Source organism: Paenibacillus sp. GCM10027628 (genome assembly GCF_042676385.1).
In the GTDB taxonomy this organism is placed as follows: Bacteria; Bacillota; Bacilli; order Paenibacillales; family NBRC-103111; genus Paenibacillus_E.
The window spans coordinates 1-22827 of record NZ_JBHTHA010000034.1 but is presented as its reverse complement, the minus strand read 5'-3'; the positions used below and the strand labels follow the sequence as shown (position 1 = coordinate 22827).

Below are 22827 nucleotides of genomic sequence, written 5' to 3'. Positions count from 1 at the left end.
TAGCTACATTTGTATCGGAAGAAGAAATAGAAAGAATTCGTTTTGGCAGACCCACTACTTCACCAGCAGCATTCTTAGCGGAGATCGTTACTTCACGACCAAGCATGCTGTTTGCGCTCAGCTGAGTGTTCTTTCCAAGAACATTCGTTCCGTCATTGTCTCCGTTGTAAACAGGGGAAGCACCGTATGCTGCATTATCAACTATGCCGCTGTCTTTAGCATTCCAAAGTGTTGCAACACTGTTTACCGAATAAGTGATATCCGTGGATGCCGAGTCAGCAACTGTTACAGTTCTTGTAAGTTTATTCATTTCATCTGTGCCGTTCTTCAAAATCGTCACAACTAAATCTGTTTTGTAGTTCTTAGCATTCGCTACATTAGCTGCTGCAAAGCGGTAAGTGTTACCGTTGAATGCTTTAACATCAGTAATCGTAGTTGGAGTCGCACTGCTTGCAAATACAGCTTGGCTTCCAGTGCTGTTTACAACAGCGTCGTTATCAGCTGTAATCAGCATCGGAGTTGTGCCATTCAAGCTAGTACCAACCGCAACGTTTGAATCAGGGGCACTCGCATATCCTGTGAATACTGCTGGAGTACCAGTGTATTGCGGCGTATAAGTTCTTGCAGTTACAGTTACGCTATAAGAGTTGCCACCGCTTGTAACAACATTACCATTCGAATCAACACTGTTCAAGGTATCAAGTTGCTTGCCGTACTGGTCAATTACAGTGTATTGGAATGCAGTAGAACCACCCGGAAGAAGTTGCTTTCCAGGAGCAGTTACCTCTTTAATGTGATCCGGAATACGTGCTGCTTGAACAGTAAAGTTCTTAGTGTCACTGCTTGATACATTAGAAGTAGCAATAAATGCACTTACCGAGATAGATCCGTTTTTCTGTGCAGGGATGTTAGTCAAATGGATCTGACCTTTGTGTGAACCTACAGTTTCGAGCGAGAAGTTACCAGTACCAGTGCTTGAGCTGATTCGGATCTGGTTTTGGTTCTCTGTGCTGACAATATCGTCTGCGCTCAACTGGTTACCAGCAGCATCGTATGCGATGAGCGGTACGTAAGCATCATTGTCGCCTGCTGCGATAACGTCGTCAACGTTGCCAATTTGAACCTTCGTTGCAAGTTTTGCCGACTTGATCGATACCTTACCCGTTGAAGATGCCGCTTGATCGATGAACGTAAACGTGAAATCTCCACTCTTATCAACGTTCTTAGTCAAGGAGATTTTCAACACAGGGTTGCCGTTTCCGTCGTCTTCCATAGCGTAAGTTGCAGCATCTGTGTAGTCATTCCAGACTAAAGTCGGGTTCCAAGCGTTAGCTGTAATTGTGTCATAGCTGATTAAGCTACCGTATTGGTCAAAGAAGTTCAGTGCAAATTTAGCATTGTCACCAGTACCGTTAATGGCTGTGCCATTAGAGTAAACCGGTGTGCCAAGCTCTACTTTCGAAAGAATCGGAGTAGTTCCGACAGTAAAGTTCTTAGTTGCTGTTACATGGCTATCATTGTTGGTAATCGTTGCAGTAACAATACCAACACCAGCAGTTGCGTTGTTAGAATTGATTGTTGCAATCAAATAACCATCAGTGTTCTTAGTAAGCTTTACAACATCACCATAGAAGTTGTAGTTTCCAGCAGATGCGGAAGCAAGTTCTCCGTATTGGTTAGTAGCTTTCAACTTAACTTGAGTGTTAGTAGCTTTTGCGATCGTATCGCTTGCAGTAACAAACTCAATTTTTTGTACTTGCTCGTCTTGAGCTGTAAATGTAGCTGTTGTTTTATCGACAGCCGCTGCATCCAAGCCGCTCATGGTTACAGTGTAGTCACCAGCCATAAGCTTGGTGTCAGTCAGAGTCAATGTAGCGGATTTCTTGTCGTCTGCGAATTTCGCAGTCGTTGCTACAGCAACAGTACCTTTCGTTAAAGCCAATTTCGCTTTGTCAGTATCTACTGGCTTGTTAAAGTTAACAGTAACAGTTTGAACACCTGCTGCTTTCGCGTCAGTTACAGATACTTTACCAGCTGGTACATATTGTTGTTTGGCTTCGTATGCGCCAGTTAACAGCAGGTCGCGAGTTGCGTTCGCTTGGCCGCCAAATGTGCCGTCTGCGCCGTTAGGAAGCAGTTTCAGCTCAAGTGCAAGAGCTACATAGCCTTGTGCCCAACCGGAAACCGTTGCGTCTGTACCTGTTTTTGCTTTTGCATCAGCGTCTTTACCCAATACACGGTCCAAGAATGTCGCCAATTGTTCTTTTGTTACTTTACCAGCTGGATCAAACGTAGTATCGGTTACGCCGTCTGTTACGCCAGCTGTTTTCAACGCTTCGATGTAAGGCAATGCATAACCGTTGGCTGCATCGTCCACACTAACGTCAGTAAAGCTTGATGTTTTCAAGTCTTTGTTCACATCAAGGCCCATGATCAAGGCTGCTACTTTTGCGAATTGTGCGCGGTTCATTTCGTCTTTCAGACCAAATGTTGTGTCCGTCACACCATCAAAAATACCAGCTGAAATCATGGCATCAAATTTGGCTTTCGTCGCTGCATCAAGATCTTTCAGATCTGTGAAGTCTGCGGATGTTTTACCGAATGCCACGGAAGAGAACATCGACAGCGCTACTGTTGCGGAAAGCACTACGGATAAGCTTTTCTTCATAAGGGTTGTTTCCTCCTAAGTATTTGAAAGTTTTTTGTTATAAAAACTTATAACCAACGGGGCGACTGCGTCTTGCGCGCATACTTTCGTGTAGCTTTTCGTCTATCACCTTGGCTACAAATTGAGTATACTACCATCCATTCATGAATTCATTGATAAGAAATTTCCAGTGCTATACTTCGAGTACTTGTATTTATATTTCAATAGGATTATTACTTGCTTTGATTTAACTTGTATAAGTTACTAAATTAGTTAATTACAATCACAGCGTTTGCTGTAAGATCAAATGTCGTACATGGCCGCACTTGCATTGATTACACCATTTTGATCTACAGTTACATTACCGCTGCTGATGAACTTGTAGGGAAGTTGAAATCAAAACAATGACTATTTTTCCCTGCAATAACTTGTTTTTGTTAGTTTGCTTGGACTCTACTNAAGGCTGCTACTTTTGCGAATTGTGCGCGGTTCATTTCGTCTTTCAGACCAAATGTTGTGTCGCTTACGCCGTCAAAAATACCGGCGCTGATCATCGCGTCAAATTTGGCTTGTGTTGCTGCATCAAGATCTTTCAGATCTGTGAAGTCTGCGGATGTTTTACCGAATGCTACGGAAGAGAACATCGACAAAGCCATTGCAGATGTAAGTACGACGGATAAAGTCTTCTTCATAAGGGTTTGTTTCCTCCTAATATTTTGAAGTTTTTGTTATAAAAACTTATAACCAACAGGGCGACTGCGTCTTGCGCGCATACTTTCATGTAGCTACTCGTCTATCACCTCGGCTACAAATTGAGTATACTATCATCTATTCGCGAATTCATTGATAAGAATTTTCCATTGAATCTAGTCCTATCACTCTTTAAATTCGCCTAGAAATAGCTTACTACCGATTTATGAACAAATTGAGAATTGAAGCTGAAAGCTAGATAAAAAATCACTTAAAATTACATGAAAAAGTGATTTCAAAACACAAAAAGACTGTGTCCAGATTTCAGACACAGTCTATTTTTCATATAAGGTATTTTCTTTTGTTGATTCATTACATCAGGGATCCGTACGCAACATTAAACTTTCTTTAGTTTTTGAAGAATTCGAATCGTTACTTCCGCTGCTTGTGCGCGGGTGAAGGTGCCTGTTGGATCGAAGCTGGAAGTTGCTTTCTTTTGTCCCGGAAGGAGGGCATTTGGTACGCCTTGTATAAAGCCTGCCTTCGCAACAGCTTCTACTGATTGCACAGCATAGATATCAACACTTCCTGCATCTGTAAATTGTTTCTGCAAGGCAGCCAAAGAAGCTTGTTCCGTAGAAGTGAGTTTTAACTCCATAGCTCTTGCAATGATCACTGCAGCATCCTGCCGACTAATAGAGTTATTAGGCAAGAACACACCTTGTGCCGCTCCCCTGATTAATCCGGCTCTAGCAGCAGCTTCAATATGCATAAAATCATACAATGGATTTGCAACGCCTCTACGAATATCTCCAAATGTTCCTGAGTAATTTGGATCAGTTGGACTCGTTATATTCGTTGATGTATCTGTATTGATCAAAGGAATACCGATAGCATTGACAAGCATTGTAACAAATTCACCACGTGAGATGGGATCATCCGGCATGAATAACCCAGTCACTTTGTTCTGCATATATCCCTTGGAATACAAGGTATCCAGATCATCTCTTGCCCAGGCATGGTTAGTAACATCGGTAAAGCTATTATCCATATACATAACTTGGAAATAACCGAAACTTGTGATAGGTACAGTGATCGTATTGTTTTTCGTATTGACTACACCACCAAGATTTACCCATTTCTGCTGTTGATTAGCCGTATTATTGATAATGGTAGGATCCCCAGGGTTTAAAAAGGTCCCATATTGAAATACAGCAATATACTTACTGGAATCTGCCCGAATGCTCTGATCAAAACTTAAAGTTAGCTGCCCAGATTGCGTCGGTACTACCTGATCCGTATAACCGCGGTTATAAAATTGTTGTCCACCAGTCGAATTTGGCAAAGTCCCGCTGCCCGTTAGAGAAGGCTGTAATTGATTTGCGTTATTAAGAGATGTATAAGGAATAGAACCTGCATCAATCCAATATCGCTGACTGGCTGGTTTGAATCTTCCTGATGTTTCGATCAGAAGTGAAGCCCCAGGCGTTGAAGAGTTTTCAACTGTTTTATCGACACGTCCGTCAAGCATACTGGCAATCCCAAACAACAATTTCCGATCCGAAGTAATAAATTGATTATCTACGGATTGTGTAAAGTCATTCCGCATCAATTTTGTACCCGCTGGGAAAGCAAGTTGCATTTTTCCATTAAATACATTCATCTTGGAATTAAGCAAAGATTTGAATTGGGCGCCTTCGATTGCCGCATTTTGATTGTTAAGCACCAACGTACCATTTGTTTTCGTTGTTCCACGGTTTACAACGAAAGTAATTACGTTCGATCCTGCTTTTAAATTTGTCGCCTCAAATTGGAACTGATTAGTTGTCCCAGAAACCAGTGTTCCCGCTGTTTTACCAAATAGGACACTGTCTGCATTATCAGCTTGAATGATAATATTCTGATAGTTGGAGTTAATATTAGCCTGATCCTGATTGCTTGCGTTTTTAATTAATAACGATGGCTGAATAACGACATACGCTACAGGTTGCCGGGTAATCGTAACCGTTTTATTTGTTGTAACTCCGGATGCATTGGTAGCATTTAACTGGAATACGAAATCTCCATAAACGCCACTTGGCAGTACATAAGGAGTGCTTAATTTAAAATCCTCAGTAAATTTCTTCAAATCGGTCTGATCTTGCTGAAAGCTGCCCACCACCATCGATACACTTAATGGGGTCGGGGTTCCACCAGGAGCTGTAACGGTCAAAGACCATTTAGAAGACGGAGACGTAGTAGACGTGCCGGACGCCACGCTTATATCAACGTTTGAAATTGTTCCCTTTAATTGTAGCTCACTCGCATTAGTGGTGTACGAATCCGGCAATGTACCCGGTGTAAACTGGGCAGTAGGCGCATTCGGCGATTGCGTTGGCATGAAAGTGCTAATTAATGGCGATGCATCGCTTAGAACAAATACATCAATGTTGGTCGATGTTACAAGCTGACCGTTGAGATAGAGATTGAACTTGATGCTCTTCTTTCCGCTTGCGTCAAAATAAGTGCTAGCCGGGTTGGTTGCAGGTACAGTGTTGAATGCACTTTTCGGAATAATAAAGGTTCCATCTTTAAAGATCATATCCCCTGTAGCAGGAGATGCAGCGCTTTGCACCTGAAGCGGAATCGGATTGTCGTTGACTGTTAATTTTACATTCTTATATTCGCTATAAGGCAAGTTAACCAGACGACCTGATACACATGGTCCTGATCCTGCAGCACTTCCCGGACATGAAAACAATCCTGGATTAGATACGACTTTTCCATTAAACAGGTTTGTTACAATCACATAAGGAGAGCTTGCAATATTTACATTGTATTGCTTTATTCCGGCTGGAGAGCTATTGCCGGTTGAGTCATAAGGTATAATGGTCAGTGTTGTCGGTCCATCTTGTATACCTTGAAGATTGACGGTTGTTTTATTAAGGAAATTACCCTGAGCATCTTTAATTGTAGTAGCATTCGTTTTGTATACCTTGTTTGTACTGTCATAGTCAGTAGAGGTTGCATCGTTATAATAGCTTCCTCCCACCTGAACCTTTATGCTACTAGTCTTTGAATTTGTATAGATGTTTAACGCGGCAGGGAACTGATTAATCGACGACGATCCCGAGGCATTAAGGTTGACTTCATAGGAAGTGGTTCCATTAGTTGACGTAAATTGCTGAGCAACGTGATCGGTGTATGCGACATTTGGATCCAAAAAGTAATACGTATAAGTAGTCTGAGTGGGTACTCCTCCGGCATTTACAAATGTAAACAACACTTGTTGATACGAACTGTTGGTGTTTACCGGCAAATCGGAAGAGAAGTCATAAATATTATATGCACTTGTGCTCTTGCCAGCATTGTTTGAAATCGTTGTATTGGTTGGCGTAGTAGCTACGTTAGGATTTAATCCCCCGCTAATAGCAGGATTCGAGCCAGCAGCGCCAGGCTGGGTAAAATCATAATGAATTTTAAAGTTCGGCAATCCTAAAACGGTAACGTCCATATACACGTAATCCGTTGCAGTCCCGGATGATATCGGATTTTTGATAGACGCTTTTACTGTAACATTATCATTACTGTTCTTATTTACTGTGGGAACGGTATACAAGTTTTGAACGGTTGTGCTTGCAGCACTTTGTGCCAGAACATTTGCATTATATGCAAATGCTTTTCCGTTATCATAAACAAATGGCTTTTGGGTTGTATAGGAGTTTGTTAAATTCTTCGCGATAAAAGTAATCAGGTTATCCCCGGGAGAAAAAGTCATATCCGATGATCTGCCTGAGTTCGCAATAAAAGTGAAATTGCCATTAGTAAAAGCAGACGCCGAATAGGTCGTGCCCGCTACAGTCGCGCTAACTTCCGTTGCGTTAGGTGCAGATCCCGTTATGATGACATTAGAATACGGTGCCTGCGTCGGGTACGTTCCATTATCTGCAAAAGTAGCCCCATTGACCTGCAAATTGGATATGTTAGCGACAGGCGTAAAATAAGCCCATCCAGGAAGAGAAGCGACTGCGCTTGACGCTCCATATTTAAGCGTAATTTTATTTAGACCTTCTGAAAGCTGTACATTGTTAAACGTTATCTCCGTGCTGTTAGTTGAACTTAAGACAGGCTTATTCACTGTATTCGAAGCTGTCACACCCGTATTAACGTTAACTATTTCATAATAAATGCTCGAAATCTGGTCAGCAGAAAAGCCGCTGATATCAGCTGTGATGTTGATCGGATTCTGAGTAAACCTTTGAACCGCGCTGTCGGTTGCTGTGTCAAGCGGATCCACATGTGTAACTAAGTTTGTAATATTGATTGTTGATGCTGCATTAACGGTAAGCGGCAGCAAAAGCGCCACTAGCATGCTGAGGACTAACGCAATACTTGTCCATTTCTTGCTTAACAGTTTCAAAGAAGGTTCCTCCTTATGTGAATGTTTCTTGTTCACTCTTTATCACTTGCTAAATGTCTATTCTAGTCTTCAAATCCCCTCCAAATTTTCTACATCGTTCTACATCATTAGACGCGGCCATGAGCCAAAAGTTGTTGTATCTTTCTTATCGGTTGATTCGCAAGAAATGTTTAGAGCAAGAAAAAAAATCATAAAAAGCAAGAAAAACCCAGTCGCATTGGACTGGGTTTTAAATTTATATAATGACTATTATTTACCCATACGATCGCTCTGAACAGGCTTGCGGAGCAATCGCTGGAAGAAGTTCAAGATAGGTTTGCGGCTCTTGCTGATAATGCCGATGGCTTCGGCACCTACGAGCATTACCAGGAATAGGGCTACGATGATCATCACTAATCCCCACGTGAAGTCTTGGGAGATAAACACAGAGCAGGCAACTGCACTGCCGCCAAATACTAGAGCGATACCGTAGATGATCAGCACGCTTGTACGATGGCTGAAGCCGAGCTGCAGCAAGCAGTGATGCAGGTGGCTTTTGTCAGGTGCTGAGATCGGTAATTTATTAACATAACGACGCATGATCGCGAAAAAGGTATCGGATAAGGGCACGCCTAGGATCATGATCGGAATTAGTAAAGAGACGACAGCGGCTTGTTTAAAGCCGAGAATTGATAACGTCGCTAGGGCGAAGCCCAGGAACAAGGCGCCGGAATCGCCCATGAATATTTTGGCCGGGTGGAAATTAAAGAACATAAAGCCTACAATACTTCCTAGTAAAATCACGCTGAGTAGAATAACTGTAACGTTACCCATCATAAGTGCCAAAACCAGAATTGTTGTCGTAGCGATACCGGATACACCGGCAGACAAACCGTCTAGGCCGTCGATCAGGTTGATGGCGTTTGACACGCCAACGATCCATAATATTGTAATTGGAATACTTAACCAACCAATGTTGAAGTTAGTCGTTCCGAATGGAATGTTAACAAGGTCGATCTTCAAACCGAATGCGACGACGATGCAAGCGGCAATGAGCTGTCCAAGCAGCTTCCATTTGGGCGAAAGTTGGAAACGGTCATCCAAGGCCCCCGTGACGACGATCACGAATCCCCCGATCAGCAAGCCGAACGCTGCATCCGAGTTGACCACATCGAGTGCTGGAGAGATGACGAAATAGGCTCCGACAAACGCAAGGAATATCGCTAATCCTCCGAGACGCGGCATAATTCGAGTATGTACCTTACGGTGGTTCGGGGCATCAACGGCTCCTACCCAGAAGGCAAATTTTTTGACCAGGGGTGTCAGCAGCAGCGCCATTAAGCACGAAGCGATAAACCCAATCGCATATAATCCATACATCTTCTTCTTCACAGCTCCTCTTGTCTTGGGTGGCAGGCATCCGCCGAAATGAATTATACTCCGAATTGTCCGCAAATACCACTGCTAATTTTGTCTGAAATGACCTTTTTCAGGTAATTTTCATAGTTTTTTTCATGGTTTTGTGACTTTCTCTTTTTCGCGCATGACTTTCAATGCGAATTTCGGAAGTATAAGCATTCTCTTGTAGCGCCAAGGCTCCTGCAGAAGGCGGTAGAACCACTCCAAACGAAGTTTTTGAAAAATAAGCGGCGCCCTTTTTAGCTTGCCCGATAAGACGTCAAAACTTCCGCCGACGCCCATCATAATCGGAACGCCAAGTTGTTCCTTATATTTGGCGATCCAAGGCTCCTGATTGGCTGCAGATCTTCCTACAAAAAGAAGATCGGGCGCAGCCTGAACGATGTCTGCTATGACTTCAGCATCCTGTTCAGCACCAAAATACCCATCGCGCACGCCGACCAGCTCGATTCCCGGATAGGAAGTGCGAAGTCGATTAGCTGCAGCCTGGATGACCTCAGCCGATGCACCCAGCAGGTAAACCTTCCAGCCACGCGGCTCTCCGACTTTCATGAGTTCATGAAGCAAATCATACCCTGGGACTCGCTCAGCGACGGGCTCTCCCACATAATTAGCAGCCCAAACGACACCGGTACCGTCGGGAACGATCAGCTCGGCTTCCTGCATCATGCGTAAATAAGCAGGATCGTCTTGAGCGGCCATCACCATAATCGGATTCGCGGTAATGATTTGATGCGGTTGTCTCTGCTCGATCACGCCCGTCAAATAGGCGACGGTTTGCTTCATTCCCATTTTGGAAATCGGAACGCCATATATGCGTACTTTCGGTATCGTGCTGGCAGTCAAGGCTGCCGCAGGAGTTGCAGTTGTTGTTAGACTCATAAATCTCTCATCCTTTATGACGTTGGAATCGGACATTTGGTTCTTTTTATTTGTGAATTATATAAAAGGAAACGATTTGCTGCGCGGGGCGCTGCGCCTGCGCTTTCAGCTCTTCGATGGCGGCGGTTCGGGACGCCGCCCACTCGGCTCTGCCGTCGAGGAGGCGCAACGCTTCCTCGGTGAAGGCTTCTGCATCGAAGCGTGCAGTCGATGCCGCGGCTTGCATGCCGAGCCTATGGAGGAACTGGTCGATCTTCGGATCGTACGAGATGCCGACCATAGGCACATACTGCGAGGCTGCATAGATCAAGGAATGCAGCCTCATCCCGATCAGCAGGTCGCAGCTCGCGACCTGCTCCAGCATTTCCTGCGGATGGACGACGCCTCGCGCCATCTCCACCCGACCTCCGTGATCGCCCAGCCGGTCGATCACGAACTGCGACGCCACCTCATCCGAGGGGAGGTGGAAGGGCAAGAACCGCAGCCGCACATCGGTGCGGGCTGCGAGCAGCAGGGCCAAGGACCGCGAGAGAGCTTCCAGCTCTGAGCGGTCCTGGTTCCAGAAGCGGACGGACACGCCGACCGTCCGCACGCTAGCGGGCGCGCCATCAGCCGCGCCCGAACCCCCGCCGGACGCCTGCGCAGCAGCGTCCGTCTGGCCCGGCCCGGCCGAGGGCCCTGCCGCGCTGCGCGCCTCGCGCAGCGGCAGGCCCATGACCGGGTCGGGCACAACCTCAATGCGCTCCCGCGGGAGGCGCATCCGACCCAACAAGTCCGCGGACTCCGTATCGCGGACCGACACATACCGGCAGCGCTTAAACACGCCGCGGATCCAGCCATCGAATATTCGCCAGTTCACCGGGCCGATGCCTTGCGAATACACAAACGTCGGCTTGCCCAGCCACTGCGCCAGCTTCAAAACCGCCAAGTAATACGGAATCGTCTTGGCGCTCGTGGCGTCCTGGAGCAAACTGCCGCCACCACTTATTAGGCCGTCCGCTTCGCGCAAGGCGCGAAACAAAGCGCCGGGCTTCATCCGATGGTACGCTTTTACACCGTACATTTGTGACGTTTTTTCCGGATTCGCCGACAACACGATAGGTTCGATCCGGATCCCTTTGGCCTGTCCTTGCTCCTGCAAGGCAAGTAAAATCGATTGGAGCACAGCTTCATCGCCGCTATTATCGAATCCGTAGTAGCCGGATAGCGCTATTTTAACTGTGGGGCCCATCGTTTCCAACTCCTTGCAACAATTTCCCAAATGGCTATGAATACGAGCCCGATCAGAGCACCGAATACCACACCATACGTAATACGGATGAGCGAGATATGCAGCGGTGTATGCAAGTGCGCGAACGTATCGACAATGGAAAGCTGCCCGATCACGCCAATGAACATCAGATAAACCGCATTTTTATAGCGAACTGCGAGATACGCGCCGACCAAGAAGACCGGGTGGGCGAACAAGAACTCTTTCGTTCGTGGCCGAACACGCAGTGTATTTTCCAAGAAAGATCGGAACAGTTTTTCAAATGAAGAAGCTTGTCCTTCGTTACCTGTTCGCGATAAGTAATAATAGATCGCTGCGATCGCGATCACTGCTGTCACAACCCACAGCACGCTGATATTCGAAGCAAATACACTTCGAACTTTCCCCCACTTCTCCGCATACGTAGTTTTCTCGCTGAAGAAGAGCAAATACAGCCCGACAATCGCGATTGGCAGCAGATGCAGCAAGCTTACACCTCTGAATTGCTGCAGAACAAGCGAATACGAAATGTGATTGAGCAGCGCCACTTCATAGGCGACCCCGATTAGAGATATCGCCGATGTCTTAACAAGTTGCCACAATCCGTAAGCTAGTCCTGACTTCCAATTAGCCGCTGCTCCGGATCGTACCGAGCGGATCGCAAGCATAACGGCAACGCTTGGTGCGCAAATGGCCGTACTTAGCGCAAGTCCTTGCGCATACAAATTCGCCGAAAGCACGTGTAAAGCCGCAGCGCCAAGCAAGCCTAAGACGAAAAGGAATAAAGTTGCCTCTGGAATGAAGAAAGAAACGGTAAGCACGACTAGACTAACCCCACCGATGAGGATTAACACTCGGGCTACTTTTTGCCAACCTGTCGTTTTTACCGTAAACGGTTCAGCAGGTCCTAATTTAAATCCTTCTTTCTCGATTCTTGGTATCGCTCCGTCCTTGCCCTGCAAGCTATCGTAAAGCGCGGATAACGGATCTACAAGCTTGCCTTTATCCAGACTTTTTACCGGTTTAGCGTTCAGATAAACCATGCGAATGTTGCGATCTTTCACAGCGAGCACGAATCGATCCGCGACGCCTTGGATCCGATCAGCCAAATCGGCCTTTTTCAATGGCTCCGTGAGCTTTTCTCCGTCTTTGTCTGTAAAGGAATGAAGACGAACGACATTGTAATTGGTTTCCTTCGCTAAGGTATCAAATCCTTTTTGCGGTTCCTTCAAGAGTTCAATGGCTGCTAGGCCAATTCCATTTTTATGAAGAAGTTCTGCCATTTTTTTCAGGTTTACTTCCGTATTCTCTTCCGTATAGCCCGGAACTTCGTTGCCATCTACAATCATTCGTTTCACGCCGAGGTCGTGGAGCTGCTTCAACAACCGGTCCATATCATTGGTCACAAAAGGTCTGCGGTTTGAGAGCCTCACCACGATCTGGAACCCTTGCTCCTTCAACATTTGTATACTCATCGGGTCTGGGTCCATCGTCTTGATGGACGCATCGTCCATGCTCATTTGGATGATAAGCCCGCTTTTGTTCTTAAAATTCCATGGTTTTGTTGCTACTTTTAAATCGCTAAATGTTTTTTGAATCATCGGCTCCAGCTTCTGCTGAGTAGCGCTGTCCGCAAACAGAATATAGGTGTAATTCTCGTTCGGATCGCCGAAGGTTTGCATCATGGCCATGGCGTCGCGCGAATTAAACATCTCAATCCGACGGCTCTCTCTTAGCTCATTAAGCGTGCTCTCGAAAACGGACATCGAGCCTATGCCTGCCGCCTTCATATTTTTCAGTTGATCTGCAACAAAGTTTTGAGGATTTGTCTGGATATCAGCGATATCGAGCAGGTTGCGATAATTAAATACAAATTCCACCTTATTGGCGGACGTTTCCGTCTGATGGCGGGCGTAAGCTAAGGGCAGCGAGCTTAGCATGCCGATAATAACAAGCCACCATAATACATTTTTCACAGGATTATTCCATGTTTTATACCACTGAGCCAAGTTGTCCACTCCTTAGAGCTTTCCTTTGGAAAGCTTTCTTCGTAAGAAATTGCTGTATCTTTTCCCTTTTACATTTGAAAACCTCTCCAGAACTGAAAGCCTGGGTAATAGGTCCAATGAAAGCGGACTGGTTTCCACAATTCATTAGACGACCTACACCCGACTTAGGTTCTAAAGAGGTTCATTCCATCTTATTTCCTTATCTTACTTTACCCGTCTACACGGCTGAGTACATATTGAATAATACCATCCAATTGCTTCGAAGCCCCGGGACCTGTCGATCCTCGGACCGCAAAATAAAATTTGATTTTCGGCTCGGTACCGGAAGGGCGCAAACAAAACCACGATCCATCCGCCAGTTTAAACTTCAGCACATTTTCCCGAGGGAGACCATGAATGCCTTGTTCGTAATCCTCGACGCCCGTCACGCTGATCCCATTAATCTCAGTAGGCGGATTCGTTCTCCACGCTTCCATGATTCGGCCGATTTGTTCCACGCCGTCTTTTCCTTTGAGCGTCTTTGATTCAAGTTTTTCCAAAAAGTACCCAAAGGATTCGTAAAGCTCCTGCAGAACATCGTACAAGGTCTTGCCCTGCTTCTTGTAGTAAGCTGCCGCTTCGCATATGAGCATCGCTGCAATCACAGCATCTTTATCTCGCGCATAATCGCCCGCTAAATAGCCATAACTTTCTTCATATCCAAACAGGAACGTATGTTCACCTGTCTGCTCGAACTGCGTCATTTTTTCCCCGATATATTTAAAGCCGGTTAACGTATTTAATGTAGGGATTCCGTAATGATTCGCGATAACCGCTCCCATTTCGCTGGTCACGATTGTCTTGATCACTACGCCATTTGCAGGTAAGGTTCCACGCTCTTTCAAGCTCGCGAGTAAGTAGTTCACCATAATGGCACCCGATTGATTGCCCGTCAGTACGACATATTCACCATTCGGATCTTTCACTACCGCCCCCATACGGTCCGCATCCGGATCCGTTCCGATAATGATATCGGCATCCCAGTCCTTAGCTTGCGCAATGGCGATCGTGAAGGCCTCTCTTTCCTCAGGGTTCGGCGATTTGACGGTGGAGAACTGCGGATCCGGCAGCTCTTGCTCCGCTACGACGCGCACTTGGCCGAAGCCTACAGCTTTCAGCACTTCGCGAACAGGTAAGTTTCCTGTACCATGCAACGGGGTAAAAATGACCCTGAAATCATCGCTGATTTGCTTGATGATATCGGGATTTTGACTGACCGCTGTAACAGCTTCTACGTACTTCTTATCAATCTCTTCACCCAGCCACTGAAGAAGATCTTGCGACTCGGCTTCAGCCTTCGTCAACTTCTTCACCTTCGCAAAGGAATCTACACTCTGAACCTCTGCAATGACCTGCTCGGCAAACACTGGAACAAACTGTCCGCCGTCTGATCCGTATACTTTATATCCGTTATATTCCGGCGGATTATGACTTGCAGTAATAACGACACCGGCCGTCGCTCCCAAGTAGCGAACCGCAAAAGATAACTGCGGCGTCGGACGCAGCGCTTCAAATACATACGCTTTAACGCCGTTTCCTGCAAATACGAGAGCCGCTTCTAGCGCGAACTCCGGCGACATATGACGCGAATCGTAAGCAATAACAATGGAAGGAGCAGCAGTACCCGTTCCGCGCACAAATTGCGCTAAACCTTGGCTCGCACGACCAACCGTATAAATGTTGATCCGATTTGTACCGGCGCCAATGACACCCCGCAGTCCGCCTGTGCCGAATTCCAAGTCTTTGTAGAATCGATCCTCGATTTCTTTTGCATCTTCACGAATAGATTGAAGTTCTTCCTTGGTTCGAGCATCGATTGCTGGGTCATCCAGCCATAGTTGGTATTGAGTTTGCACACGCGTCATAGTTGTCAGGTTCATCTCCTTTAGTCTATGTATTATTTATTAGCAAGGGCGAACATAAGCTCGCCTTCGACTACCACCTTGTCGCCTACTTTCGCTACAGCTTGGCCTTTTACCACGGTTCCTTTAACTCGGGTAATGGTCATCTCAAGGGTCAATGTGTCCCCCGGTACCACTTGCTCACGGAAACGTACGCCGTCGATGCCTGCGAACAAACCGATTTTCCCTTTGTATTGCGGCATAGATAAAACCGCTACAGCGCCTACTTGCGCCAGCGCTTCGACGATCAGCACTCCTGGCATTACCGGATACCCCGGAAAATGTCCGGTAAAAAACGGCTCGTTCATCGTTACATTTTTAATGCCAACCGCTCTAACACCCTCTTCTACCTCCAAAATCCGGTCGACCAACAGGAATGGCGGGCGATGGGGAATAATCTCTTGAATTTGATTAATATCTAGCATAAACACGGATGTCTCCTTTCAAAATACTTGCATAAAATACAAGGTAACAACTTACAATAATGTTGTCCCTTCACGAACTGCAGGAAGTGAAGGTTGATATAAGGGAGCTTATGTATAGGCCTGATTGGCTGGTCGATACATAGGCTCTTTTTCATCCACATGGGAATGTTAAAGGTGCTCGGCTTTATCTTTACGGTTTAATAAGAGGAACTGAATAATATAGATGATGGACGTAAGGAACGAAACTAAAATGACGAACCACAGATACGTCAACGCGAAGGTTAAATCAAAAACGATAAATAATATGGCCAGATAATAAAGGACGGTCGTTAATTTACCCATCACATTGGCGGGAACCGTCAGCTTGCCTCGAAAATGAAAGAATGCGGAGCCGATAATCATCCCCAGATCACGAATAAACATGGCGGCAGCGGCTTCCCAAGGAATCATCCCGGATATTAACAGCGATAGCACCACGGTAATCATCATACTTTTGTCTGCAAGCGGATCTAGCATCACACCCACCTGGGTAATAAGTCCCCTAGTTCGCGCCAAGTAACCGTCTAGAATATCCGTAAGTCCCGCAAGGAGCAGGATGAGGAAGGCGATTTTGATATAGCCATTGAAGAAGAACATGAGGTAGACAGGGATCAGGACAAACCTGCTGATCGTAAGCATGTTCGGTATATTCAAGGTACCCCTCCCGTGCCGTGAAATCGATAAGACGATCCTAAACCTTCATTCATTATACCGCTGCTTTCCAAAAAATAAAACTCCCGCGAGGGAGTTTGGGTTATTTCGCAAAGACCAGCTCGTACAAATGCCGCCATGTGCTCATATGGAAAATTTCCGAAGCCGGCTGATGGCCCAACTTGCTATAACCGATCCAGAGGCCGATGAACACGGCCAGCACAGCTAAGACGGGAACACGAATGATTTTGAGAACAAGTAACGTAATTTTCAGCCATTTCGGCTGTGGTTTCTTCTTTTTTGGAGTAGGCTTGTCCGTCATATGTAGCCATATCCCTCCCTTTCCTCTATCAGGCGCGCAAATTGTTCGCCATGTTCATCATCTGATCCGAAGAAGTAATAGCTCGGGAGTTGAGCTGAAGGGCGCGCTGAACCATGACCAAATCTGTCATTTCATCCGATAGGGTTACGTTGGATTGCTCCAGATACCCCTGCATAAGCGTTACACGATTCGCATCGTTGTTGGCCGTACCGTTGACCGTCTGCAAAACGTTAGCTTGCTCAGCAGCCGTAATACCAGCTGGCAGCGTGTATAGATTATCGCCTAAATCCTTCAAAAGCTGCGGCCGGACAACGCGAACCAACTTGATTTCACCCAAATTAACAGGCGCTGCGGTTGGGTCTTGTTGATTGTAACCTTTCACGGCTCCATCCGGATCAACGACTGCACGGTACCCATTCGGAACCCGGATCGGATTCCCGTCGGAACCCGTTACGAAGTGACCCTCTTTGGTCGTAAGAACTGTATTGCCATTCTTGTCCGGGCTTAGGTTAAATGCACCGTTGCGGGTCCAAGCCGGTTGAAATACTTGATTGCCGTTCGCATCAATCTTGCTGATAGCAACCTCGAACAGCCCATCCCCCTGAATCGCAAAGTCCGTCGCATTGCCTGTTGACTGGATCGGACCTTGAGCCAAGTTCGTCTGAATTTGCACCAAACGGGAGCCCCATCCTTGGTTGAAGCCGAGTGGCGAGAACCGGCCCTGCTGGCGGAATCCTTCCGGTTGGCCTTTGACATTCGTCAGTACGTCCTCAAAAGAAGCTTCCTTCTTTTTGAAACCGTTCGTATTCACATTCGCTATATTATTCGAAAGAATATCCAGCTTTTGCTGTAAGCTGTGCATGGATACCGATGAGTTGATCATGGAATTGTTCATGGACTACTCCTTCGCGGGCTGGATTATACGCGTCCTACTTCGTTGGCGGCCTTATCCATACTTTTATCATAGAATTGAATGACTTTCTGGTTCGCTTCATAAGCACGCAGGGCCGACATCATATCGACCATGGATTGCGCAGAATCCACGTTAGAACGCTCAACGAATCCCTGCCGCACCTCTACCTGATCGCCTGCAGCAACTTGGGTAATGGTCGCTTCATCACCGGGATTAATGCGGTACAAACCGTTTCCTTCGCGAAGAAGCAGGTTAGGGTTCTCTGCTCGGGAGAGCATCAGGCCGATCGGCCTTCCTGCAGCATCAACTAACTGCTGGCCATTACTGTCCAGGAATTCGCCTTTGTCCGTCACTTTGAATGCATGAATCGGCTGGCCTGTCCCGTCGATAAGACGAATCGGTTGACCATCTCGTCCGACCACAAGGTTACCGTTCGCGTTGACCAGATCGCCTGCCGTATCCACGGTAAACTTGCCGTTAAGGGAATAACGCTGCTCGCCATTAGCATCTAAAACCGTGAATAAAGCCTGTGGCTGGAACGTACGCGTTCCGTCTGCATTTACGGATTTGCCTGATGAATCGAAGGTTACGCCCGGCACTTGAATGTTGGAGACCAGTGCAAAGTCGAACGGATTTTGCGTTTCCTGCAGGTCACCCTGTGTATGTAAGGAAATGTTCTCTTCGGAGAACACCCCGGTGTTTAATTTCCCAAGCGGAGCCGTCGAGGCGCCTTGTCCACCGCGAATCGTGGAAATGAGCATCTCCGGGAACGAACGGGACAGCGCATTGCCTTGTTTAAAACCCGGCGAATTAATGTTGGCAATATTATTCGTAATCGTATCATGCCGTCGCTGCTCAGAAATCATCCCCGAAGCCGCAGTGTACAATCCTCTTAGCATATTTCACCTCTTAGGTAGTATGGGTATGCATTAATTGAATTTGCGTTTGCTTACTTTATCCAAATTATCCAACATAATGCCCGTTCCTTTAACGACACAGGACATCGGATCTTCCGCAATAAGAACAGGCACTTTAAGCTCATCTGCGAGAAGCTGATCCAAACCATGCAGCAATGCTCCGCCGCCTGTCAGAATGACGCCTCTATCGATGATATCAGCCGAAAGCTCTGGAGGTGTACGCTCCAGTACGCTCTTCGCTGCTGTCACGATGGATGATACCGGATCCCAGAGCGCTTCTTGCACTTCGCTGGAATGAATCGTGATTGTGAGCGGCAAGCCCGATACCATATCTCTTCCGCGAATATCCATCTCTTCATCTCTGCCGTGTGGATATACCGTTCCGATCTTGATCTTAATATCTTCGCTCGTCCGTTCCCCAATAAGGAGCTTGTACTTATTTTTGATATACTTCGTAATGGCCGTATCGAACTTGTCCCCCGCGATTTTGATGGAGGAGGAGGTGACGATGTCGCCCATGGACAAGACAGCGACGTCCGTCGTTCCTCCACCGATATCTACGACCATATTGCCGCTAGGCTGGAAGATGTCCATGCCGGCGCCAATGGCTGCCGCTTTAGGCTCTTCTTCCATGAATACCTCTCGGGCACCGCTGCGTTCCGCCGCTTCGCGAATCGCCTTTTGCTCGACCGAGGTGATGTTGGTAGGGGCGCATATGAGAATTCTCGGATGAGAATACCAGCTCTTGCCCCCCACTTTGGCAATAAAATGCTTCAACATCATTTCCGTAATGTCAAAGTCTGCGATAACCCCGTCCTTCAAAGGACGAATCGCGATGATGTTGCCCGGTGTCCGGCCTACCATGCGGAAGGCTTCCTCGCCAACGGCAAGCACCCGCTTCGTATCGCTTTCAATTGCCACTACGGAAGGCTCATCGAGCACGACGCCGCGTCCTTTTACGTGGATGAGCACATTCGCCGTGCCGAGATCTATTCCAATATCCTTGCTTAACATTTCAAGTTAATCCTCCCTAAACTAAACCGTCCATCCCGTGAAGAATCGGCGCTCTTATATATAGTTCTAATTATAAGCTAAATTCGCTATAAATGCATAATTTCCTCTTTTTTTTGTGAAATTTCGACATGTCCATTAAAAGGAAGCTTTCACGGATGTTGGAACCGTCAAGATTTGACGGTGACTAAGTTTTCGGAGGACTTAGGGCTGCGCGTTTTACGGTATTTGATTTTGGTTGCTTCTCCTCCCCTGAGGTGCCTGATGGATTTGTGATACTCCAAGATGTGCTTGACCTGATTGGCCAGGTCCGGGTTGATTTCCGGCAGCCGTTCCGTCAAATCCTTGTGCACCGTGCTTTTGGAAACGCCGAATTCCTTAGCAATGGTGCGAACCGTGTTCTTGGTCTCGACGATACAAGTACCAATTTTAATGGTCCGCTCTTTGATGTAATCGTGCACTCCCCTCGCCTCCCTACTCGAGATAGTTTGGTACATTATATGAGGGGCATGACTAGATATTCTACGTAGCCAAGCCTGACAAGCCGAATTCGCACATTTATTTTAAAATAACGCAAAAAAGCAGCAGGATAGACCCGCTGCTTTCACCCTATGTAGGCTTATTGCTGTTTTTCGTTCAAAAGCGTATCCGGATTCACGGCTGCGCCGTCAATGCCCTGGCGGACTTCGAAGTGCAAGTGTACACCGTCTTCTTTTTCGAATTCGTTACGTCCCGCTTTGGCGATCACATCGCCTTTTTTCACATCCGCGCCTTTGGTTACTTTCACGTCAGCCAAACTTTGGTAGATGGTTACTAATCCATTGTTGTGTGTGATTTCGACGAGATTGCCGACAACCGGGTTCTGATCCACAGCTGTTACTTTGCCGCTCATCGCAGCCAGCACGTCAAAAGCGGAACCATCTTTTGCTTTCCAATCGATACCCGTATGCGGCGTCATCTGATTATCTCCGTATTGAATCATAGCCGCCTGCTTCACTTCATTGCTAGCGTTGGTGTCATAAAACGGGATGGATACGGTAACTTGCGCCTTGTCTTTTAAAGGCCAGCCCATCGTTTCGGTTTGTGCGGATACCGCTACCGAGTTGTCAGGAGCTTTGGTGCCGTCTGTCGCTTTGTCATTGCTGCTAACCTTAATACCCAGATCTTCTTGGCTGACTGTTTTCTTTCCGGCGTCTTGGTACACCCACATTAAGGTTAAGATAATTGCCGCTGCTGCCACATACGTTGCTGGGAATACCCACTTCTTAGCAAGCAACCTCTTCCATGCAGATGTAGTGCCTTGTGCTCCTTGTGCAGTTTTAGGAGCTTCTTCCTTTTGAAAACCTTTGTTTTGATCATTCATGGTTATCACCTCATCAACCATTCTTGACACATTTAAAGGTTTTATACTTGGAAAAAGATATTTTTATAGAAACGGTAAAGATATAATTCCTCTTAAGATTTTTGGACGAATGGGGTTGCTTTTTCGATAGAGATGCCAGTGTAATAGTAGGCTACGATTTGCTCAGCCGTCTTGCCCTCCTTGGCCATCCCGTTTGCGCCCCATTGGCTAAGACCGACCCCATGCCCATATCCATAGGTCGTAAACTCAATCTGCTGCGCGCCTTTCCATTTCCACGCGAACTGAGAGGAAGCCAGTCCTAGTTTCTCTCGCACTTCACGGCCGGAGAAGGTTTTGCCGCCGATCATCATGCTTTTAATGCGATGCCCTGCCGACCATTCTAGCACTTTCATTCCCTTCGAGCTTGTACTGACGGTGGCGATGCTGGTTACTCCCAGCTTTTGGAGCATGCTTTTATAGCTAATCTGGACGGTTTCCTGGTAACGCGGGGATAGCTTGATATCCCAAGGACTGGGGACACTGCGAAGATAGGGGCTTTTGAATGGCCAATAGTCCTCCGAATTTTCGGTATACCCGTTGCTCGTAGAGAAAAAGGTGGCATTAATCGGCTGATGCTGATAGGTGATAATCTTATCTTTCGTTTCGTTTACCGCTCTATCGATTTTGGCCATATTGGCCTCATACGTGCTCTTGTCCCACTTATCCCGCAGTTCTTGCTCGCTTAAATAAGCTTGGTGAGCCGTTGTATCCGTCACTAGCGCGTCACCAACAGGCATATTGCTGTAATCCTTATCCAGCACTCTGCGCACCACGTAAGTGCGAGCGGCCATCGCCTGCGCTTTTAACGCTTCCAGCTCGAATTCAATCGGCATTTCGGCGGCAAGCACGCCCTTGACGTACTGCTCCAACGGAACGGTTTCAATCTTAGCTTGCTTGGTTAAATACACAGGGACCATCAGGCCTTGTTCCGTAGTCTGAACGGGCAAGTCGCTCGTGCCGGTGTGGACGGGGGTACTGTTCTGGGGAATCTTCTTGACTAGCAATCCAGGAACTATGATAGTGACGCTTAGCATGGTCGACAAGCAAACAGCCATCCAGAGGATGACCCTGCCGTTCAGTCTCTTCTTCAGAGCCTTATTCTTCTTGTACATCGTCTAGTGCCTCCATAACTGCGGTCGCTAGCAGGTAGTTTAGCTATACCTCATCTTATGAGAGGGGTTACTAGAATAGAACACGGAATCAGTCTGCTATTAGTCGATAGGCAAATAGATAATAATTCAGGTGAATACATGATTAATTTACGAGAGCGGATTGGATTTTATCCAGTGAAACATACTTATTTTGGAAGTTTTAAGCCTTCCTAATTGGATTTCATACCGTCTTATCTTCCTTAAGAGAGGTAATGATGGTGCTCGAAAATGAATCCATTGGATATTTTCCAACATGACATTTCAGCTTATCGACACTTGCCCTTTCTGTTGGATAAATTCCACTGTCTGCTACAAAGCAACTAGTTGGCACCTAGCTAAGCTAGACGCCCTGAAATAAAAAAATCCGCTAAGGTCTTCCCTAGCGGTCCTTTTGCGTTGTAAATACGTTTGCGACTTAGGCGAAAAATAGGTATGGCATCTGCCCTCTTCAAATCAATAACGATGGAAAACATCACTATAGGCTATATTCCATTTTGTCTTACGTCTGTAGCGATGAAAAACATCGCTATTGCTTCGCTCTGGCTCACCACGCTGCCTTTTTCTACTCTGTAACGATGGAAAATATCACTATTCACTCGTTTCCATTTACTTTTACGTCCGAAACGCTGAATAACATCGTTAGCGTATCGTATCAGCGTCACAAGTCCTCCCCTAAAACTTATACTTTCTATAAAATAAAAAAAAACGGCCCCACTAGGGACCGAGGCCACTGAAAAACTTCTAGTTTTTCGGAGTAGCTAAGAGAAACGATAAAAAGACGA

17 protein-coding genes are annotated in these 22827 nt (G+C 46.5%); all 17 read right to left on the bottom strand.

The window, feature by feature from the left end; all coding sequences use genetic code 11:
* Positions 1-2668, bottom strand: a 2668-nt coding sequence (locus tag ACFQZT_RS22350) for an S-layer homology domain-containing protein (protein ID WP_379303250.1), incomplete at its 3' end; no start/stop codon positions are given.
* Between the two features lie 1066 nt (positions 2669-3734).
* On the bottom strand, positions 3735-7736 hold the full coding sequence (locus ACFQZT_RS22345) for an S-layer homology domain-containing protein (protein WP_379303248.1): 4002 nt from the start codon (positions 7734-7736) through the stop codon (positions 3735-3737).
* Positions 7737-7985: 249 nt separating this feature from the next.
* Positions 7986-9095: an MraY family glycosyltransferase gene (locus tag ACFQZT_RS22340; RefSeq protein WP_379303253.1), complete on the bottom strand. Its 1110-nt coding sequence runs from the start codon at positions 9093-9095 to the stop codon at positions 7986-7988.
* Positions 9096-9227: 132 nt separating this feature from the next.
* Positions 9228-10016 carry a WecB/TagA/CpsF family glycosyltransferase gene (locus ACFQZT_RS22335; RefSeq protein WP_379303246.1) on the bottom strand — a complete coding sequence of 263 codons (789 nt, stop codon included), beginning with the start codon at positions 10014-10016 and terminating at the stop codon, positions 9228-9230.
* Positions 10017-10062: 46 nt separating this feature from the next.
* Positions 10063-11247 carry a polysaccharide pyruvyl transferase CsaB gene (csaB, locus tag ACFQZT_RS22330; protein ID WP_379303244.1) on the bottom strand — a complete coding sequence of 395 codons (1185 nt, stop codon included), beginning with the start codon at positions 11245-11247 and terminating at the stop codon, positions 10063-10065.
* Positions 11226-13274, bottom strand: coding sequence for a DUF5693 family protein (locus ACFQZT_RS22325; RefSeq protein WP_379303242.1), 2049 nt, complete (start codon positions 13272-13274; stop codon positions 11226-11228). Before ACFQZT_RS22325 ends, csaB begins: the two co-directional genes overlap by 22 nt.
* Before the next feature lie 209 nt (positions 13275-13483).
* Positions 13484-15178 carry a phospho-sugar mutase gene (locus ACFQZT_RS22320; protein ID WP_379303240.1) on the bottom strand — a complete coding sequence of 565 codons (1695 nt, stop codon included), beginning with the start codon at positions 15176-15178 and terminating at the stop codon, positions 13484-13486.
* A 32-nt stretch (positions 15179-15210) separates the two neighbouring features.
* Positions 15211-15639, bottom strand: coding sequence for a 3-hydroxyacyl-ACP dehydratase FabZ (fabZ, locus tag ACFQZT_RS22315; RefSeq protein ID WP_379303238.1), 429 nt, complete (start codon positions 15637-15639; stop codon positions 15211-15213).
* A 168-nt stretch (positions 15640-15807) separates the two neighbouring features.
* On the bottom strand, positions 15808-16332 hold the full coding sequence (locus ACFQZT_RS22310) for a CDP-alcohol phosphatidyltransferase family protein (RefSeq protein ID WP_379303236.1): 525 nt from the start codon (positions 16330-16332) through the stop codon (positions 15808-15810).
* Positions 16333-16432: 100 nt separating this feature from the next.
* Positions 16433-16651 (bottom strand): DNA-directed RNA polymerase subunit beta, encoded by a 219-nt coding sequence (locus ACFQZT_RS22305; RefSeq protein WP_379303234.1) that lies wholly within the window; start codon positions 16649-16651, stop codon positions 16433-16435.
* A 28-nt stretch (positions 16652-16679) separates the two neighbouring features.
* Complete coding sequence (locus ACFQZT_RS22300; protein ID WP_379303232.1) at positions 16680-17546, bottom strand: flagellar hook-basal body protein; 867 nt, start codon at positions 17544-17546, stop codon at positions 16680-16682.
* Positions 17547-17569: 23 nt separating this feature from the next.
* Complete coding sequence (locus ACFQZT_RS22295) at positions 17570-18463, bottom strand: flagellar hook-basal body protein (RefSeq protein WP_379303230.1); 894 nt, start codon at positions 18461-18463, stop codon at positions 17570-17572.
* A 30-nt stretch (positions 18464-18493) separates the two neighbouring features.
* On the bottom strand, positions 18494-19495 hold the full coding sequence (mreB, locus tag ACFQZT_RS22290; protein ID WP_379303228.1) for a rod shape-determining protein: 1002 nt from the start codon (positions 19493-19495) through the stop codon (positions 18494-18496).
* Positions 19496-19662: 167 nt separating this feature from the next.
* Positions 19663-19953 carry a sporulation transcriptional regulator SpoIIID gene (gene spoIIID / locus ACFQZT_RS22285; RefSeq protein WP_188178074.1) on the bottom strand — a complete coding sequence of 97 codons (291 nt, stop codon included), beginning with the start codon at positions 19951-19953 and terminating at the stop codon, positions 19663-19665.
* A gap of 158 nt (positions 19954-20111) precedes the next feature.
* A complete protein-coding gene (locus ACFQZT_RS22280; RefSeq protein ID WP_379303226.1) occupies positions 20112-20855 on the bottom strand; it encodes a peptidoglycan DD-metalloendopeptidase family protein in 744 nt (247 codons plus the stop codon).
* 92 nt (positions 20856-20947) lie between these two features.
* A complete protein-coding gene (gene spoIID, locus ACFQZT_RS22275; protein ID WP_379303223.1) occupies positions 20948-22006 on the bottom strand; it encodes a stage II sporulation protein D in 1059 nt (352 codons plus the stop codon).
* 521 nt (positions 22007-22527) lie between these two features.
* Complete coding sequence (locus ACFQZT_RS22270; protein ID WP_379303221.1) at positions 22528-22707, bottom strand: hypothetical protein; 180 nt, start codon at positions 22705-22707, stop codon at positions 22528-22530.
* Positions 22708-22827 lie beyond the last annotated feature (120 nt).

What these genes read in the sequence shown, in the direction of transcription:
- ACFQZT_RS22340 (WP_379303253.1), bottom strand. Translation starts at nt 9,095, where the DNA reads ATGTATGGATTATATGCGATTGGGTTTATCGCTTCGTGCTTAATGGCG.
- spoIID (WP_379303223.1), bottom strand. Translation starts at nt 22,006, where the DNA reads ATGTACAAGAAGAATAAGGCTCTGAAGAAGAGACTGAACGGCAGGGTC.
- fabZ (WP_379303238.1), bottom strand. Translation starts at nt 15,639, where the DNA reads ATGCTAGATATTAATCAAATTCAAGAGATTATTCCCCATCGCCCGCCA.
- ACFQZT_RS22280 (WP_379303226.1), bottom strand. Translation starts at nt 20,855, where the DNA reads ATGAATGATCAAAACAAAGGTTTTCAAAAGGAAGAAGCTCCTAAAACT.
- csaB (WP_379303244.1), bottom strand. Translation starts at nt 11,247, where the DNA reads ATGGGCCCCACAGTTAAAATAGCGCTATCCGGCTACTACGGATTCGAT.
- mreB (WP_379303228.1), bottom strand. Translation starts at nt 19,495, where the DNA reads ATGTTAAGCAAGGATATTGGAATAGATCTCGGCACGGCGAATGTGCTC.
- ACFQZT_RS22305 (WP_379303234.1), bottom strand. Translation starts at nt 16,651, where the DNA reads ATGACGGACAAGCCTACTCCAAAAAAGAAGAAACCACAGCCGAAATGG.
- ACFQZT_RS22320 (WP_379303240.1), bottom strand. Translation starts at nt 15,178, where the DNA reads ATGACGCGTGTGCAAACTCAATACCAACTATGGCTGGATGACCCAGCA.
- ACFQZT_RS22335 (WP_379303246.1), bottom strand. Translation starts at nt 10,016, where the DNA reads ATGAGTCTAACAACAACTGCAACTCCTGCGGCAGCCTTGACTGCCAGC.
- ACFQZT_RS22295 (WP_379303230.1), bottom strand. Translation starts at nt 18,463, where the DNA reads ATGCTAAGAGGATTGTACACTGCGGCTTCGGGGATGATTTCTGAGCAG.
- ACFQZT_RS22300 (WP_379303232.1), bottom strand. Translation starts at nt 17,546, where the DNA reads ATGAACAATTCCATGATCAACTCATCGGTATCCATGCACAGCTTACAG.